The 13,539-nt window shown below is 56.6% G+C and carries 14 protein-coding genes; 1 reads left to right on the top strand and 13 read right to left on the bottom strand.

All coding sequences use genetic code 11. The annotated features are described in order from the left end of the window. Positions 1 to 4: 4 nt before the first annotated feature. From ABS784_RS05775 to ABS784_RS05720, 12 genes are all read right to left on the bottom strand, one after another. Positions 5 to 175 (bottom strand): YpmA family protein, encoded by a 171-nt coding sequence (locus ABS784_RS05775; protein WP_011231659.1) that lies wholly within the window; start codon positions 173 to 175, stop codon positions 5 to 7. 338 nt (positions 176 to 513) lie between these two features. Further along, positions 514 to 3,243 (bottom strand): ATP-dependent DNA helicase DinG, encoded by a 2,730-nt coding sequence (gene dinG / locus ABS784_RS05770; protein WP_352511757.1) that lies wholly within the window; start codon positions 3,241 to 3,243, stop codon positions 514 to 516. A gap of 47 nt (positions 3,244 to 3,290) precedes the next feature. After that, positions 3,291 to 3,674, bottom strand: a complete 384-nt coding sequence (gene panD / locus ABS784_RS05765) for an aspartate 1-decarboxylase (RefSeq protein WP_013144919.1) — start codon at positions 3,672 to 3,674, stop codon at positions 3,291 to 3,293. Then, on the bottom strand, positions 3,656 to 4,558 hold the full coding sequence (panC, locus tag ABS784_RS05760) for a pantoate--beta-alanine ligase (RefSeq protein WP_014196191.1): 903 nt from the start codon (positions 4,556 to 4,558) through the stop codon (positions 3,656 to 3,658). The genes panD and panC overlap by 19 nt, the downstream gene beginning before the upstream one ends. Then, positions 4,555 to 5,394: a 3-methyl-2-oxobutanoate hydroxymethyltransferase gene (gene panB, locus ABS784_RS05755; protein ID WP_011231664.1), complete on the bottom strand. Its 840-nt coding sequence runs from the start codon at positions 5,392 to 5,394 to the stop codon at positions 4,555 to 4,557. The genes panC and panB overlap by 4 nt, the downstream gene beginning before the upstream one ends. 266 nt (positions 5,395 to 5,660) lie before the next feature. Beyond that, the gene (locus ABS784_RS05750; protein ID WP_014196192.1) at positions 5,661 to 6,650 is read right to left on the bottom strand and encodes a bifunctional biotin--[acetyl-CoA-carboxylase] synthetase/biotin operon repressor; all 990 of its coding nucleotides are present in this window, start codon (positions 6,648 to 6,650) and stop codon (positions 5,661 to 5,663) included. Beyond that, positions 6,608 to 7,822 carry a CCA tRNA nucleotidyltransferase gene (locus tag ABS784_RS05745; RefSeq protein ID WP_352511754.1) on the bottom strand — a complete coding sequence of 405 codons (1,215 nt, stop codon included), beginning with the start codon at positions 7,820 to 7,822 and terminating at the stop codon, positions 6,608 to 6,610. Before ABS784_RS05745 ends, ABS784_RS05750 begins: the two co-directional genes overlap by 43 nt. Continuing rightward, on the bottom strand, positions 7,819 to 8,955 hold the full coding sequence (bshA, locus tag ABS784_RS05740) for an N-acetyl-alpha-D-glucosaminyl L-malate synthase BshA (RefSeq protein ID WP_011231667.1): 1,137 nt from the start codon (positions 8,953 to 8,955) through the stop codon (positions 7,819 to 7,821). Before bshA ends, ABS784_RS05745 begins: the two co-directional genes overlap by 4 nt. Next, positions 8,952 to 9,662 (bottom strand): bacillithiol biosynthesis deacetylase BshB1, encoded by a 711-nt coding sequence (gene bshB1 / locus ABS784_RS05735; RefSeq protein WP_014196194.1) that lies wholly within the window; start codon positions 9,660 to 9,662, stop codon positions 8,952 to 8,954. Before bshB1 ends, bshA begins: the two co-directional genes overlap by 4 nt. 5 nt (positions 9,663 to 9,667) lie before the next feature. Next, on the bottom strand, positions 9,668 to 10,102 hold the full coding sequence (locus ABS784_RS05730) for a methylglyoxal synthase (RefSeq protein WP_013144914.1): 435 nt from the start codon (positions 10,100 to 10,102) through the stop codon (positions 9,668 to 9,670). Positions 10,103 to 10,133: 31 nt separating this feature from the next. After that, positions 10,134 to 10,931: a 4-hydroxy-tetrahydrodipicolinate reductase gene (dapB, locus tag ABS784_RS05725; protein WP_014196195.1), complete on the bottom strand. Its 798-nt coding sequence runs from the start codon at positions 10,929 to 10,931 to the stop codon at positions 10,134 to 10,136. Further along, the gene (locus tag ABS784_RS05720; RefSeq protein ID WP_011231671.1) at positions 10,928 to 11,263 is read right to left on the bottom strand and encodes a nucleotide pyrophosphohydrolase; all 336 of its coding nucleotides are present in this window, start codon (positions 11,261 to 11,263) and stop codon (positions 10,928 to 10,930) included. Before ABS784_RS05720 ends, dapB begins: the two co-directional genes overlap by 4 nt. Before the next feature lie 159 nt (positions 11,264 to 11,422). On the opposite strand from ABS784_RS05720, the gene ABS784_RS05715 reads away from it, so the two are divergent. Then, entirely contained in the window at positions 11,423 to 12,295 is an 873-nt protein-coding gene (locus ABS784_RS05715; RefSeq protein ID WP_352511751.1) for a YitT family protein, read from the top strand. A 137-nt stretch (positions 12,296 to 12,432) separates the two neighbouring features. Here the strand turns inward: ABS784_RS05715 and ypjB are convergent, their stop codons facing one another. Further along, on the bottom strand, positions 12,433 to 13,221 hold the full coding sequence (gene ypjB, locus ABS784_RS05710; protein WP_015375261.1) for a sporulation protein YpjB: 789 nt from the start codon (positions 13,219 to 13,221) through the stop codon (positions 12,433 to 12,435). Positions 13,222 to 13,539 lie beyond the last annotated feature (318 nt).

Below are 13,539 nucleotides of genomic sequence, written 5' to 3'. Positions count from 1 at the left end.
GTGATCACGTCCGATAAATCGTAAAGATGGCCTGGCGCTTGTCGTTTTCATCCAAGGCAAGGCCAAACATCAAATTGTCGCGCTTTAGCGTTCGGTTCAAGCAGTCGACAATTTTGTACAAGTCGTCGGAGTGCTGAACTTTGACGGTAGCGAGCACTTCGATTTTGCTTTCCATTTTCGTCGTTTCCTCCTGTGCGGCGCAAATTTTGTTACTTATACACGCCGGCGGCTCCGGCAACAATACAAATACAGCGAAGGTGACATCAAAGGCGTGCTTCTTCGCACCTCTGCGGCCAAGCCGACAAAGCCAAACGGCAAGGCGCAAACTGTCATCGCAGTTGTGCTTCTTTCCTATTATAGCAGGTTTGTCCGATCATTTCATAACAAATTTGCCCGCCTACACCGTCAACGCCAATTTGCTTCTTTGCCCCCGCTTCATGCGGGGTTTTTTGCCGCCTGACACCTTTAGATTGCGCCGTTTCGTCCATCTTTATGAGAAATAAAAAGCGCGCTTTAAGAAAGCCAAGTTTCCGCTTCGTCGAGCAGCTCAGAAAGCGCGCCTTCATGCACCGAAAGCGGCGGCAAGGAAGCGAGGAAATCCGCGCCGTACAGGGAAGACATCAGCCGCCGATCCAGCACAAATACGGCTCCTTTGTCGTCTTCAGTGCGAATGAGACGGCCAAACCCTTGCTTAAAACGAAGCACCGCCTCAGGAAGCGCCAGCTCGGAAAACGGATCGCCGCCTCCTAGGCGAATGCGCTCGCTTTTTGCCTCCATCACGGGATCGTCCGGGGGCGCAAACGGCAAGCGGGCGATGACAAGCACATCGAGCGCTGAACCTGGCAGATCGACCCCTTCCCAAAAGCTGCTCGTCCCAAACAACACCGCATGCTCAAACTGCAAAAACGTCCGCAAGAGCTTTGCCGGACTGCCGCTTTGCACCCCTTGAGCGATCAAAACAAACGGCTCGCCTTCTTCCTCCGTCTTCAACGCATCAACCGTCAGTTTCAACAGTTCATACGAAGGGAACAACACAAGCACCCGCCGTCCGAGGCGTCGGGCGATCGCAAGCACCGAAGCGGCGACCGCTTCGGCGTAATCTTCAAGCGGCACGGCAGAAACGAGCGGCATGTCCGCCGGCACGAAGAGCGCGGCCTGCTCCTCGTAACGAAACGGCGACGGAAACGAGCGGCAAAGTGGATAAAAATCCTCAAGACCGAGACGCGCCGCCATATACGTGAACCGGCCGCGGACAGTGAGCGTCGCCGACGTCAAAACGACGCTCCGTTTTTTCATAAACAGTTGATCGGCGAAAAAGTCAGCAAGGTCAACCGGCTGCGAGTAAAGGCGGACAGCGTTCGCCGCCCCTTTTTCGTCCGCTTCGATCCACCGGACGACACCCGGCTCCTTTTCGGTCAGCAAACGCACGAGCGCAGCCATTTGCCGGTTGAGAGCCGCCAAATCAGCCGACAGCAAGGCGGATGGTGGGAAATCGCCACTCGTATCAGCGGATAGAAGCGGCTTCGCTTCAGCGGATAGCGCCGCCGCCAAATCGCGCAGGCGCCAGCATAACTCCACCGCCGCCTGCCACGCCCGGCTCTGTTCGTCCGTCGGCGAAAAGCGATAGCGGCAACGTCCAGCGCGAGCCGGCTTTTTGTCCAACGCATAGCGGCGCAACAGGCGGAACAGCTCGTCCCCTTCAAACTGCAGCTCCTCAAGGCGTTGCTGGCAACGGACAAGAGCCCCATTCGGTGCGTCCTGTTCTGCTTCTACCCATTTCGCGATCGTCTGCGCGATTTTGGCGGTCAGCAGGCGAAACGACACATAGCTAATCTGCTCGCCAAAACACCGGGCGGCGGCATCTTCAAGCCGATGCGCCTCATCGATGATCAGATGGCGAAACGGCGGCAAAAGCGGCGCCGGGCCGGTCAAATCATGAAGCAAAAGCGCATGGTTGGTAATGACCACATCCGCCCGTTCGGAGCGCTCTTTCGCCCGGGCGAAAAAATGATGCCGCCCGCCGTCTTCCTCTTCGCCGATGGCAAGCGCGGACAATAGGAGACGGGCGCCGGATGACACATTCAATTCGTCCAAGTCGCCGCTGTCGGTCTCAAGCAGCCAAACGAGCACCTGGCACTTCAAGAGAGCCGCATCGTACGTGTCAGACGGCTCCGACAAAAACGAAGCGAACTTGTCAAGGGATAAGTAATTTTGCTTCCCTTTCAAAACGGCAACGCGGAGCGGAAACGGCGCGATTTGCCGCAATACCGGCCAATCGCGGCGAATGAGCTGCTCCTGCAGCTGGAGGGTATGCGTGCTGATGACGACCCGCTCTTGCTGCTCACAGGCAAAAAAAGCAGCGGGAATCAAATAGGCGAGCGATTTGCCAAGTCCGGTCCCTGCTTCAATGAGCGCGTGCTGGGACGTCGACAGCGCCTCATAAACGAGCCGCATCATCTCCCACTGCCCCGCGCGCCGCTTGTAGCCGGGAAGCGGAAGGGGCGGCTCCTGTTCGCAAAAGGCAGCGAACGAAGCCAAAGCGGGGCGCCGATCGCTCTCATCTGGCTCCGGCGCCGGTTGTTTCAACGCAATGCCGCGGTATACGGCGACAGCGCGGTCGGCCGGCGCCTTGTTCCGCTTTTTGGCGATGACCGCATCAAGGAGCAAGTAAATATCGCTTTTCAAGTGGCGGGCAAGACCGCGCAGTTGCTCAAGCGTCATAAGCGGCAGACGGGAGAGCCGCTTGAGCAAGGCAATGAACAGCTTGGCGGTCACTTCCGCATCGCTGTCCGCTTGATGCGGACGATTGTGGTGGAGGCCGAGCTGCCTCGCCAAATCGCCGAGCTTATAGCTTTCGGCAGTCGGCAACACGATGCGGGCGAGCTCGACCGTATCGATCGTCGGACCGGAAAACGGCGGCCAGCCAGCCCGTTCAAGCTCGGCCTGCAAAAACGGCAAATCAAAGTCGACGTTATGGGCGACAAAGTAAGCACCGTGCATCAAGGCGGCGATCTCGCCCGCCTTGTCAGCAAACAGCGGCGCTCCTTCGACCATCTGTTCGTTGATGTTCGTCAGCTGCTGAATGAACAGCGGAATGGGCCGTTCCGGGTTAAAAAAGCTGGCAAACCGTTCGACAATCAGGCCATCTTCGACGACCGCCATGCCGAGCTGGATGATCCGATCGCCTTTTTTCGGCCCATTTCCGGTTGTCTCCAAGTCAATGATGACAAAGCGCGTTGCCATAAACGATCACCTCAAAACGAAAAGGGGCGGAAAGCCCCTTTTTGCCCTCATAAAACCGTATGCGCCGGCTCTTCGGCGATGAGCTGCACAATCCGGTTGTTTTCGTCCATAATCGCGATTTTCGGTCGATGGGCGGCGATTTTTTCCTCTGGAACGAGCACATATGAGATGACGATAATAACGTCCCCTTTTTGCACAAGGCGGGCGGCGGCGCCGTTTAGGCAAAAGACGCCGCTGCCGCGCTCGCCGGGGATGACGTATGTTTCAAAACGGGCTCCATTATTATTGTTCACTACCTGTACTTTTTCATTAGCCACAATGCCGACGGCATCCAAAATATCTTCATCGATCGTAATGCTGCCGACGTAATCGAGATTGGCCTCTGTTACACGAGCGCGGTGAATTTTGGCGTTCATGAGCGTGCGAAACATGCTTGCTCCCCCTTTCCATCCCCTTGTTCGCCGGTTTTGGGCAACTCAATCATGATATTGTCGATCAACCGGGCGCTCGCAAATCGGACGGCGACAGCGATCAGCACTGTCCCGGCGAGCGTCTCAAGCGGCGTCAAATCCGGATATGAACATACTTCGACATAATCGATCTCAGCGTGCGTATGCGCTTCAATATGCTCTCTAACCATCCGGCGGATGGCCGCTGCGCTCCGCTCTCCTCGTTCGACGGCGGAAGCGGCCGCTTGAAGCGCTGCATACAGCGCCGGCGCCTCACTCCGTTCTTGCGGCGACAAATAGACGTTGCGCGAGCTTTTCGCCAGCCCGTCCGCCTCGCGGACCGTCGGCACCGGCACGAGCTCGATCGGAAAATTGAGATCGCGGATCAAGCCGTCGACGACCGCCACCTGTTGGGCATCTTTCATCCCAAAGTACGCGCGGTCGGGCATAACAATGTTGAACAGCTTAATGAGCACCGTCGCCACGCCGTCAAAATGGCCGGGGCGCGACCGTCCGCACAGCACGTCGGCGCGCGCTTGAACGATCGCTCGTACGGTAAGCGGCTCCGGATACATCTCGTCCGCTTCCGGATGGAACAAGACGTCGACTCCATGCTGTTCGGCGATGCGCCGGTCGCGCTCGAAATCGCGCGGATAGCGGGCAAAGTCTTCGTTCGGTCCGAACTGAAGCGGGTTGACGAAAACGCTTAGGACGACGATGTCGTTTTCCGCGCGCGCCCGATCGATGAGGGAGGTATGCCCTTCATGCAAATAGCCCATCGTCGGAACGAACCCGATCGTCTTTCCTTCACGGCGATATTGGCGCATGAGCGCCTGCATCGCTGCAATCTGATCCATCACGATCATCCTTGCTTTCCTCCGTAAAGCGCCACCCATTCTTCTTCCTTCATCGTAAACGTGTGCGCCGGCTCCGGGAACTGGCGCAGTTTGACATCAGCGACGTAGTTGGCTAACGCCTCGACGATCGTCTCTTGGATGGACGCGTATTGTTTCACAAACTTCGGCACGCGGGTGACACCGTAGCCAAGCAAATCGTGATACACGAGCACTTGACCGTCGACTTCCGCCCCAGCGCCGATGCCGATGACGGGAATGGTGAGTTCCCGGGCCATGGCCGCCCCGAGCTGCTTCGGAACACACTCTAAGACAAGGGCGATCGCTCCCGCCTGCTCGCATTGTTTCGCATCATCGAGCAGCTTTTTCGCACTTTCGGCATCTTTGCCTTGCACTTTATAGCCGCCAAGAACGCCGACCGATTGCGGCGTCAACCCGAGATGGGCAACGACCGGCACGCCGGCTTTCGTCAGCGCGGCAATCATGTCGACGACTTCATCCGCCCCTTCGACTTTAACGGCGTTCGCCCCTGACTCTTGCATGATGCGGCGGGCGTTTTGCAGCGCCTCTTCTTTGGACGCATGGTACGACATAAACGGCATATCGGTGACAATAAACGTGTTCGGCGCACCGCGGCGAACCGCCTTCGTATGGTGGATCATATCATCGACCGTCACCGGGATCGTTGAATCATACCCGAGCACAACCATGCCGAGCGAATCGCCGACCAAAATCATGTCGACGCCGGCTTGCTCGGCAAGCTTCGCGGACGGAAAATCGTAGGCGGTCACCATCACGATCGGCTCGCCCGCCTGCTTCATGTGGAAAAAATCGGTTTTCGCTTTCATTTTCGTTCCCTCCTCTTTGACTGCAGAGGAGATGAACCGCCCGAAACAAAACGTCCTTCTTTCCCGCCTTGAGAAAGAAGGACGCCATAAAACCGCCGTCGGTTTCGTTCATCCCTCTGTCCTAGTCCTTCAAAAAAGGATCAAGGCAGATCATTTCCTTCACCTATTCGTGCTGTCGGCCTCGGTGCAGTTCTTCTTGCGAAAGATACTGCCCTTTTCCTCGCTTTGTATTTTAACAAAATTGTTACAATTTTTCTAGTGGCAAATTAGAACTGAATATCGGCAGAATGGATGTAATGGATGTTCTTTTGCTCATCTTCAAGGATGAGCAGCCCGTCGTCAGTGATGCCGCGGGCGATGCCGCGAATCACGCCGTTCAGCGTTCTCGCTGTCACCGGCTTGCCGATCGAAACGGCGTACCCTTCCCAAAGAAGCTTAATCGGACGGAAGCCATGCGCCAAATATTGCTCATACAGCCGCTCAAGCCGGAACAAAATTTCTTGAATGAGCGGGGCGCGCTTTACGGGCCCGCCCTTTTCAATGGCCAGCGATGTCGCGATGGCCCGGATATCCTCCGGAAACTGCTCGATCGTTTGGTTGACGTTGATGCCGATGCCGATGATGACCGAATGGACGCGGTCAGGGTCGGCTTGCAGCTCCGTTAAAATGCCGACGCACTTTCTGCCGTCAAGCAAAATGTCATTCGGCCATTTAATGTCTGGGACAAGCCCGGTCACTTCCTGAATCGCCTGGCTGACGGCCACCGCGGCAAGCAGTGTCAGCTGCGGCGCCCGCTGCGGCGGGATGGCCGGCCGCAAAATGAGGCTCATCCAAATGCCCGTCCCTTTTGGGGAAAACCATTTCCGATCCAAACGCCCGCGCCCAGCCTTTTGCTCTTCCGCGACGACGAGCGTTCCTTCCGGCGCCCCTTCATACGCGAGCCTTGCCGCAATGCGCTGCGTCGAATCGACTTCGTCAAAAAAGTGGATCGTGTGGCCAAGTTTTTCCGTTTTTAAGCCGAGCTGGATTTCGTTGGCCGTCACTTTATCCGGCGTGCTGATAATCCGGTAGCCAAGGCGGCGCACTGCTTCGAGTTCAAATCCTTCTTTGCGTAGCTCCTCGATATGCTTCCATACCGCCGCCCGCGAACAGCCGAGCTGTTCGCTGATTTTTTGCCCGGACAAAAACTCGCCGTTCGCTTCGGCAAACAACTCTAACAGTTTTTTTCGTGTGTCCGATTGCGCTCCATGAGCCATGCGTAAATCCGCTCCTTCTCATTTTCGACTTCGCTGCTGACGACCGCCCGCCAGATGGCATCCAGCGTCTCTTTCACCCACGGACCGGCCGGTTTTCCAGCCCAGCGAATGACGTCTTTCCCGTTGACGGCAAGCTCCCCTTTCGTTTTGATCGGCAGCGCCGCAAAGCGGCGGCGGAGCTCCTCATGATGAGGTTCAGACGGCGCGCCGCAAAGCGCGGCGCGCACCGCTTCAACCGATAGCGCTCGCTCGAGGCCGGCCAAAAACAACTGTTCGTTCGTCCACGCCTCCGGCCTAGGGACATCATCGAGCGCCGCCAAAATGGCGCCAGCTTCATCGATTACTTTGTTGGGAAGCTTCCAGGCGCGCAAAAACGGACGAATGTCTTTGACATCAAGCGCGCGGCAAAGAAGCGCCCAGCGCTCTTCACGCTTTGTAAGCCACGGCCAGCGAGAGGCGGCGGCCGAGCGCAGCAGCTGCTCTTTTTCGGCCAGCCCAGGCAAATAAGCGAACAGCCCGGTATCGGCCAACAGCGGCAGCGCTTCGGCAACGAACGGACCGGCGAGCAGTTTTTCCATTTCCATGGTCATCCGTTCGACAGAAATGTGGGCCATAAGCGGTGCGTTTTGGACGATCGCCCGCTTCGTGTCCTCAGCAAGGGCAAATCCAAGTTGGCTGACGAAGCGAACAGCCCGCATCATGCGGAGCGCATCTTCGCGAAACCGTTCGTCCGCCGCCCCGACCGTGCAAATGAGCCGCCGCTCGATCGCCTCTTGTCCGCCAAACGGATCAATGATCGTTCCGCGTTCATCCATGGCGATGGCGTTCATCGTGAAATCGCGGCGCTTTAAGTCTTCCTCAAGCGAACGAACGAACGTCACCGACTCCGGACGGCGATGGTCTTCATAATCGCCGTCCGTGCGGAATGTCGTCACTTCGTACGCCGTTCCTTCATGCACGACGACGACCGTGCCGTGTTTCGAACCGACGTCGATCGTTTTCGGAAACAAGCGCATCACTTCTTCCGGCAGAGCGCTTGTCGCGATATCGACGTCGCCGATCGCACGCCCGATCAACAAGTCGCGCACCGCGCCGCCGACAAAATACGCCTCATAGCCATGCCGCTTCAATTGTCGGATAATGCCGAGCGCCTGTTCAAACGGCGGTTTCATCGTTTCACCTTCCTTGCCGCAAGCGAAGCGTACAGCTGTTCATACTGGCCGACGATGTCGGCCGAGCGGAACTTGCGCTCGACCGTTTGCACCGCCTGTCTTGCCATCTCAGCGTGCAACCGGCAGTCTGTCAACAGCGCCATCGCCTGTCTTGCCGCCTCTTTGACATCGCCAAGCGGGCATAAAAACCCGGTTTTCCCATCCTCAATCACTTCCGGAATCCCGCCGATGGCCGTGCCGATGCACGGAACGCCGCACGCCATCGCTTCAAGCAATACGAGCCCGAAGCTTTCTTTTTCCGACAAAAGCATCATCACATCACTGATCGAATACAGCTCTTCGAGTTTATCCTGTTTTCCTAAAAAGCGGACATCATCTTGCAGCCCAAGCTCTTTCACAAGCCGGCAGACGACGGTCATTTCCGGACCGTCGCCGACAAGCAAGAGCTTGGCTGGCACGTGCCGGCGCACGATGGCAAACGCTCGCACTACATCAGGCACACGCTTCACTTTCCGGAAATTCGAGACATGGATCACAACTCGTTCATCGTCGCGAATGCCGTACTCGCGCCGTAAATGGCCCGCTTCCCGGCGACGGTAGACGCGTTCATCGACAAAATTGTAGACGGTATGGATCGTCGCTTGCACATCGAGCAGTTCATACGTCTGCCGGGCAAGGGCGTCAGACACCGCCGTAACGATATCCGACTGCTCGATGCCAAATTTGATCATATCGGAAAGCGACGGATCATAGCCTAACACGGTGATATCCGTGCCGTGCAGCGTCGTGATGATCGGCAGCTCGCCGACCATTTGCCGCGCCAACACCGCACAGACGGCATGAGGAACGGCGTAATGGGCATGAAGCACATCGAGCCGTTCCCGCTTTGCCACCTCAGCAATTTTGCTTGCCAATGCCAAATCGTACGGCGGGTATTGAAAGACGGAATATTGGTTGACACTGACTTCATGATAATAAATGTTGCCGTACACTTTATTCAAACGAAACGGCATGCTCGATGAGATAAAGTGAATCTCATGCCCCCGCTCCGCCAGCAGCTTGCCAAGCTCAGTGGCGACCACTCCGGAGCCCCCGACCGTCGGATAGCAAACAATCCCGATTTTCAGCTTCATCGCTCCTCCTCAAACAAATTGGAAAGATGAATCGGCGTTTTCGTCAAAAACCCTTCCGCATACGCCGCGCCGATTTGTTGACCGAACCAGCGCTCGCGGCTTTCAATCATCTCGATGTAGCCGTTGGTCAGCGGGGTGTCAACCGAGCCAGGCCGTTTTTGAAACTGGCTTTCGTACGCGCGCAGGCTGTCCAGCTTGTCATCGATCGTTTCGCTAATATCGATGAGAAAATGCGGGCGGCAAAAGGCATTGATCATATAATAATACACCGCCCGAACGCGGTGCGCATCGCCAAGCTCTCCGGCGCCATAGCGGCGGATGCCGGCGGAAAAGACCGCTTCCTCGACAAGGCGGGCGCATCGCCCGTGATCCGGATGTCGATCTTCCCAATAGGGGGCGAATACAAGGCGCGGCCGGCAGCGGCGGATGACCGCTGTGATCTGGCGGATCGCCTCTTCCTCGACGTAAAGGCCGCGGTCAGGCAGCCCAAGATTGAACCGCTCGGATACACCGAGCCGGCGGGCCGCCTCGGCCGCCTCTCTCTGCCGCTCGTCGACCGTGCCGTTGGACGACAGCTCGGCTTGCGTCAAGTCGCAAATGACAATACGGTACCCACGGCGTACGTATTTGGCGATCGTCCCTCCCATGCCGATTTCGACATCATCCGGATGGGCGCCGAACGCCAACAAGTCACACGTTTCCATCATCGCTGTCACCTTTCTGTTTTCGATTCCTCCCCGCCTTTTGTTCGGCCGCGCACAATGCTGCGCCATGCCAAATCGCCGCGCTCCAACGCGCGGATGAGCAGCTCGGCCGTGCCGATGTTCGTCGCCAACGGCACGGCATAGACGTCGCAAAGCCGCATCAATGCGCTGATGTCCGGCTCATGCGGCTGGGCGGTGAGCGGATCGCGGAAAAAAATGACCAGATCCATTTCATTGCGGGCGATCATCGCCCCGATTTCTTGGTCGCCTCCGTACGGCCCCGATTGGAAGCGATGAACGGGAAGACCGGTCGCCTCCTGGATGCGCAAGCCGGTCGTGCCGGTGGCGTACAATTCATGGTTTGCAAGCACAGGCGCATAGGCGGTCGCAAATGCGACCATCTCTGCCTTTTTTTGGTCATGGGCAATTAACGCGATTTTCATTCCATTCTCCCCCGTTTGCGCAGTTTGCACACTATTCCAAAATATGCTCCAGCCCATAGACAAGCGTATGTAAATGCATCACCGTTTCCACTGCCAGCTTCACCCCGGACATAAACGAGCGGCGGTCGAACGAATCGTGGCGGATCGTCAACGTCTGGCCGTTGCCGCCGAAAATCACTTCTTGATGAGCGACAAAGCCCGGCAGACGGACGCTGTGGATCGGGATGCCGTCGTAAGCGGCGCCGCGCGCGCCAGCAAGCGTTTCCTTTTCGTTCGGGTGGCCTTGCTTTTTCGACGGTCGCACTTCGGCAATGAGCTGCGCCGTCTTCAATGCCGTTCCGGACGGTGCGTCAAGCTTTTGATCATGGTGCAATTCAATGATTTCCACATCAGTGAAATATTTGGCCGCCATGCGGGCGAATTTCATCATCAACACCGCTCCGACGGCAAAGTTCGGCGCGATGATGGCGCCGATTTCTTTCTCTTCCGCCAGCTTGGTGAGCCGCTCGATATCTTCCGGCGTAAATCCAGTCGTGCCGACGACCGGACGAACGCCGTAACGCAGCGCCAGCTCGGTGTGCCGCTTTCCGGCTTCCGGCGTTGTCAAATCGATCAATACATCCGGCTTCACCTCCGCAAAACAGCGGGCCGCATCGGTGTAAATCGGGGCGTTGACGCCGGAAAATCGGTCGATCTCCGCTAAATTTTGTCCATCGTAACGGCGGTCGATGACCGCAGCCAGTTCAAAGTGATCGGTTTGCTGCACGAGCGCAACCGCTTCTCGGCCCATGCGGCCGCGCGGCCCCGCGATGACAATGCGAATCGTCATGATCCTTCCTCCTTCCGCGTCCAGCGGTCGCGGTCGCGGGTGCGAAACTTGTCCATCACCCGGTCGTGCGCCGCCTGCAAATCAATGCCGAGCGAATTGGCGAAGCAAATGAGCACAAACAGCAAATCGCCCAGCTCTTCTTCCACCGTTTTTTCTTGTTCGGTCGCCTTTTTCGGTTTTTCCCCGTAGTAATGGTTCACCTCGCGCGCCAGCTCGCCGAGCTCTTCCGTCAGCCGCGCCAGCATGGCGAGCGGGCTGAAATAGCCTTCTTTGAATTGACTGATATAGTCATCCACTTCCTGTTGCATTTGTTTCATCGTTTTCTCCTGCATGGCTTGTCACCTCGTCTGTTTTCATGTTAGCGAAAAGCGGCGCATTTGACAAATGTTTTCGCCCGCTGTCAATCCGCCCGTTTTCGCTCGTCATTGCCTATATGGACAAGTTCCTCTATAATTAAGGGCGCCGACTATTTTTGCGGACGGAGGGACGGTATGATTTTTGGACTAAAGATCAAAAACTGCCTGTTTATTTTGCTTGGCGCCGCTATTTTCGCCTTCGGGCTCGTTCATTTCAACATGCAAAACAATTTGGCGGAAGGCGGGTTTACCGGCATTACGCTTCTTCTTTATTTTTTGTTCGGACTGGATCCAGCGATCACCAACTTGGCGCTCAACATTCCGCTCTTTTTCATCGGCTGGAAGCTGCTCGGCCGCCAAACGTTTCTCTATACCGTCATCGGCACGGTCGCCGTTTCCGTCTTTTTGACCATCTTTCAACGCTACATGATTCATATGCCGCTTCGACATGACATGACGCTCGCCGCCTTGTTTGCCGGCGTCTTTATCGGCGTCGGCCTCGGCATTATTTTCCGCTACGGCGGCACAACCGGAGGCGTCGATATTATCGCGCGCCTCGTCCATAAATATAAAGGCATCAGCATGGGCAAAACGATGTTTGCCTTTGACGCCACCGTCATCACATTGTCGCTTCTTCTTTACCTGTCATACCGCGAGGCGATGTATACGTTGGTCGCCGTCTTTATCGCCGCCCGGGTCATTGATTTTCTGCAGGAAGGCGGCTATGCGGCAAAAGGGGCGACCATCATCTCAGAAAAAAGCGAAGAGATCGCCAACCGGATCTTGACAGAGATGGAGCGCGGCGTCACCGTGCTGAAAGGGCGCGGCTCGTATACGAAGCGCGACCGCGACGTCTTGTATTGCGTCGTCGCCAAAAACGAACTGCCGCGCTTAAAAAGTGTCATTATATCCGTTGATCCGCATGCGTTCGTCGCCGTCACCGATGTGCATGATGTGCTCGGCGAAGGGTTTACGCTCGATGAACAAAAGCGGCCGCTGGAACCATGAAAAGCCGCTGGCGCGAAAGCCCAACCGGGACAAGCCCGGCAAGCGCCGCTTGAAAGTGCCGGGGCGGTGCTTGCACAAAGCGACGGGAAAACAAAAAAGAGGGGGAAACGTTTCCCCCTCGCAAAAAGCGCCGGTGCTTAGTCTTCCGGCTGCCGCGCCCGCTTCTCTTCCTTTTCTCCTTTGTACTTCCGCCAGCCAACGTACGTCAGCGTCAACACGATCACTCCGCCAGTGGAAATCATCACCCAAATCAGCGACGGATCAGCTTCGTCCTTTTTCACCCCGGCAAACAGCGCTTCAAGATCTTGACGCGCATCGGCAAGTTGCTCGCGCTGCTCGTCTTCGCCGCGTTGCCAAAACGCGGCGGCCTGCAACGCCTCAAGATCATCATCGACCTTTGTCGCGATATCCGGCGGCACGTCGATTTTCACACTCGGCTCGATCAATGTATAGCGGTCAAGCAACTGGCGGAGGGCAGCGGCATACGCTTTCTGCTCGCCTTGTTGTGCCGCCTTTTCGACCGCGGCAAACGCCTCCATGACAGCCGGCTCCATCTCCGTCCAAAGCGGCTGGTATGTCGAATGGATGGCGTCAACAACAAGGCGAAACTGGGTGATCGCCGCCACTTTGTCTTCCGCGGAGATCGGCGCCGTCATCGCCTTGACTGCCTGCTCATGCGTCACGGTCACCGCCCGCAATTCATCGGCCGATTTCAACCGTTCTTTTGCCCCAAGGGCGAAAAACCGCTTGGAAAAATAGCGGAGCACTTCTTTTGCTTCGGCAAAACGACCGTTTTTCGCCAATTGCAGCGCCTCGTCGGAAATATCGTCCAACTGCTCCCAACCGTTTGTTTGTCCAGCCGCGCCAATGGGCGCTGGCCATAAAAAGGCGAGCGACAACAACATGGCTAGCCCGATTCGCTTCATCATCGTCCCTCCCTCATCCACTAGTACAATGTATGAAGGAGTGGACAAGAGTAGACCAGGCAACTGCTATATAGATGCAATTCGAAGCTTTACCATTTGCAGCTTTTACCGAGTATCTGATCGACTGTCGGGAGACCGAACAACGCCGCTTAAAGACCCATATATGGGTCTTTAGGGCAGGCGGTTGTTCGGTCTTCCGTCACGCCTTGGCGTGACGGAGGCAAGCCTGTGGCTTGCCTTCGACAGTCGAAAATGGACAAACCGCTTTTCCGTCAAGGATATGTTAAACTTCTTCGTTGCATCTATAATAGAAAGCTG

This window comes from Geobacillus sp. G4, assembly GCF_040327975.1.
GTDB classification, from domain to species: domain Bacteria; phylum Bacillota; class Bacilli; order Bacillales; family Anoxybacillaceae; genus Geobacillus; species Geobacillus thermoleovorans.
Note: the sequence above shows the minus strand (reverse complement) of the source record. Positions and strands in the feature narration are given on the sequence as shown.

Bases quoted from the DNA above. Each gene is read 5' to 3' on its own strand.
- ABS784_RS05775 (WP_011231659.1), bottom strand. From the start codon at position 175: ATGGAAAGCAAAATCGAAGTGCTCGCTACCGTCAAAGTTCAGCACTCC.
- dinG (WP_352511757.1), bottom strand. From the start codon at position 3,243: ATGGCAACGCGCTTTGTCATCATTGACTTGGAGACAACCGGAAATGGG.
- panD (WP_013144919.1), bottom strand. From the start codon at position 3,674: ATGTTTCGCACGCTCATGAACGCCAAAATTCACCGCGCTCGTGTAACA.
- panC (WP_014196191.1), bottom strand. From the start codon at position 4,558: ATGATCGTGATGGATCAGATTGCAGCGATGCAGGCGCTCATGCGCCAA.
- panB (WP_011231664.1), bottom strand. From the start codon at position 5,394: ATGAAAGCGAAAACCGATTTTTTCCACATGAAGCAGGCGGGCGAGCCG.
- ABS784_RS05750 (WP_014196192.1), bottom strand. From the start codon at position 6,650: ATGGCTCATGGAGCGCAATCGGACACACGAAAAAAACTGTTAGAGTTG.
- ABS784_RS05745 (WP_352511754.1), bottom strand. From the start codon at position 7,822: ATGAAACCGCCGTTTGAACAGGCGCTCGGCATTATCCGACAATTGAAG.
- bshA (WP_011231667.1), bottom strand. From the start codon at position 8,955: ATGAAGCTGAAAATCGGGATTGTTTGCTATCCGACGGTCGGGGGCTCC.
- bshB1 (WP_014196194.1), bottom strand. From the start codon at position 9,662: ATGATGGAAACGTGTGACTTGTTGGCGTTCGGCGCCCATCCGGATGAT.
- ABS784_RS05730 (WP_013144914.1), bottom strand. From the start codon at position 10,102: ATGAAAATCGCGTTAATTGCCCATGACCAAAAAAAGGCAGAGATGGTC.
- dapB (WP_014196195.1), bottom strand. From the start codon at position 10,931: ATGACGATTCGCATTGTCATCGCGGGGCCGCGCGGCCGCATGGGCCGA.
- ABS784_RS05720 (WP_011231671.1), bottom strand. From the start codon at position 11,263: ATGCAGGAGAAAACGATGAAACAAATGCAACAGGAAGTGGATGACTAT.
- ABS784_RS05715 (WP_352511751.1), top strand. From the start codon at position 11,423: ATGATTTTTGGACTAAAGATCAAAAACTGCCTGTTTATTTTGCTTGGC.
- ypjB (WP_015375261.1), bottom strand. From the start codon at position 13,221: ATGAAGCGAATCGGGCTAGCCATGTTGTTGTCGCTCGCCTTTTTATGG.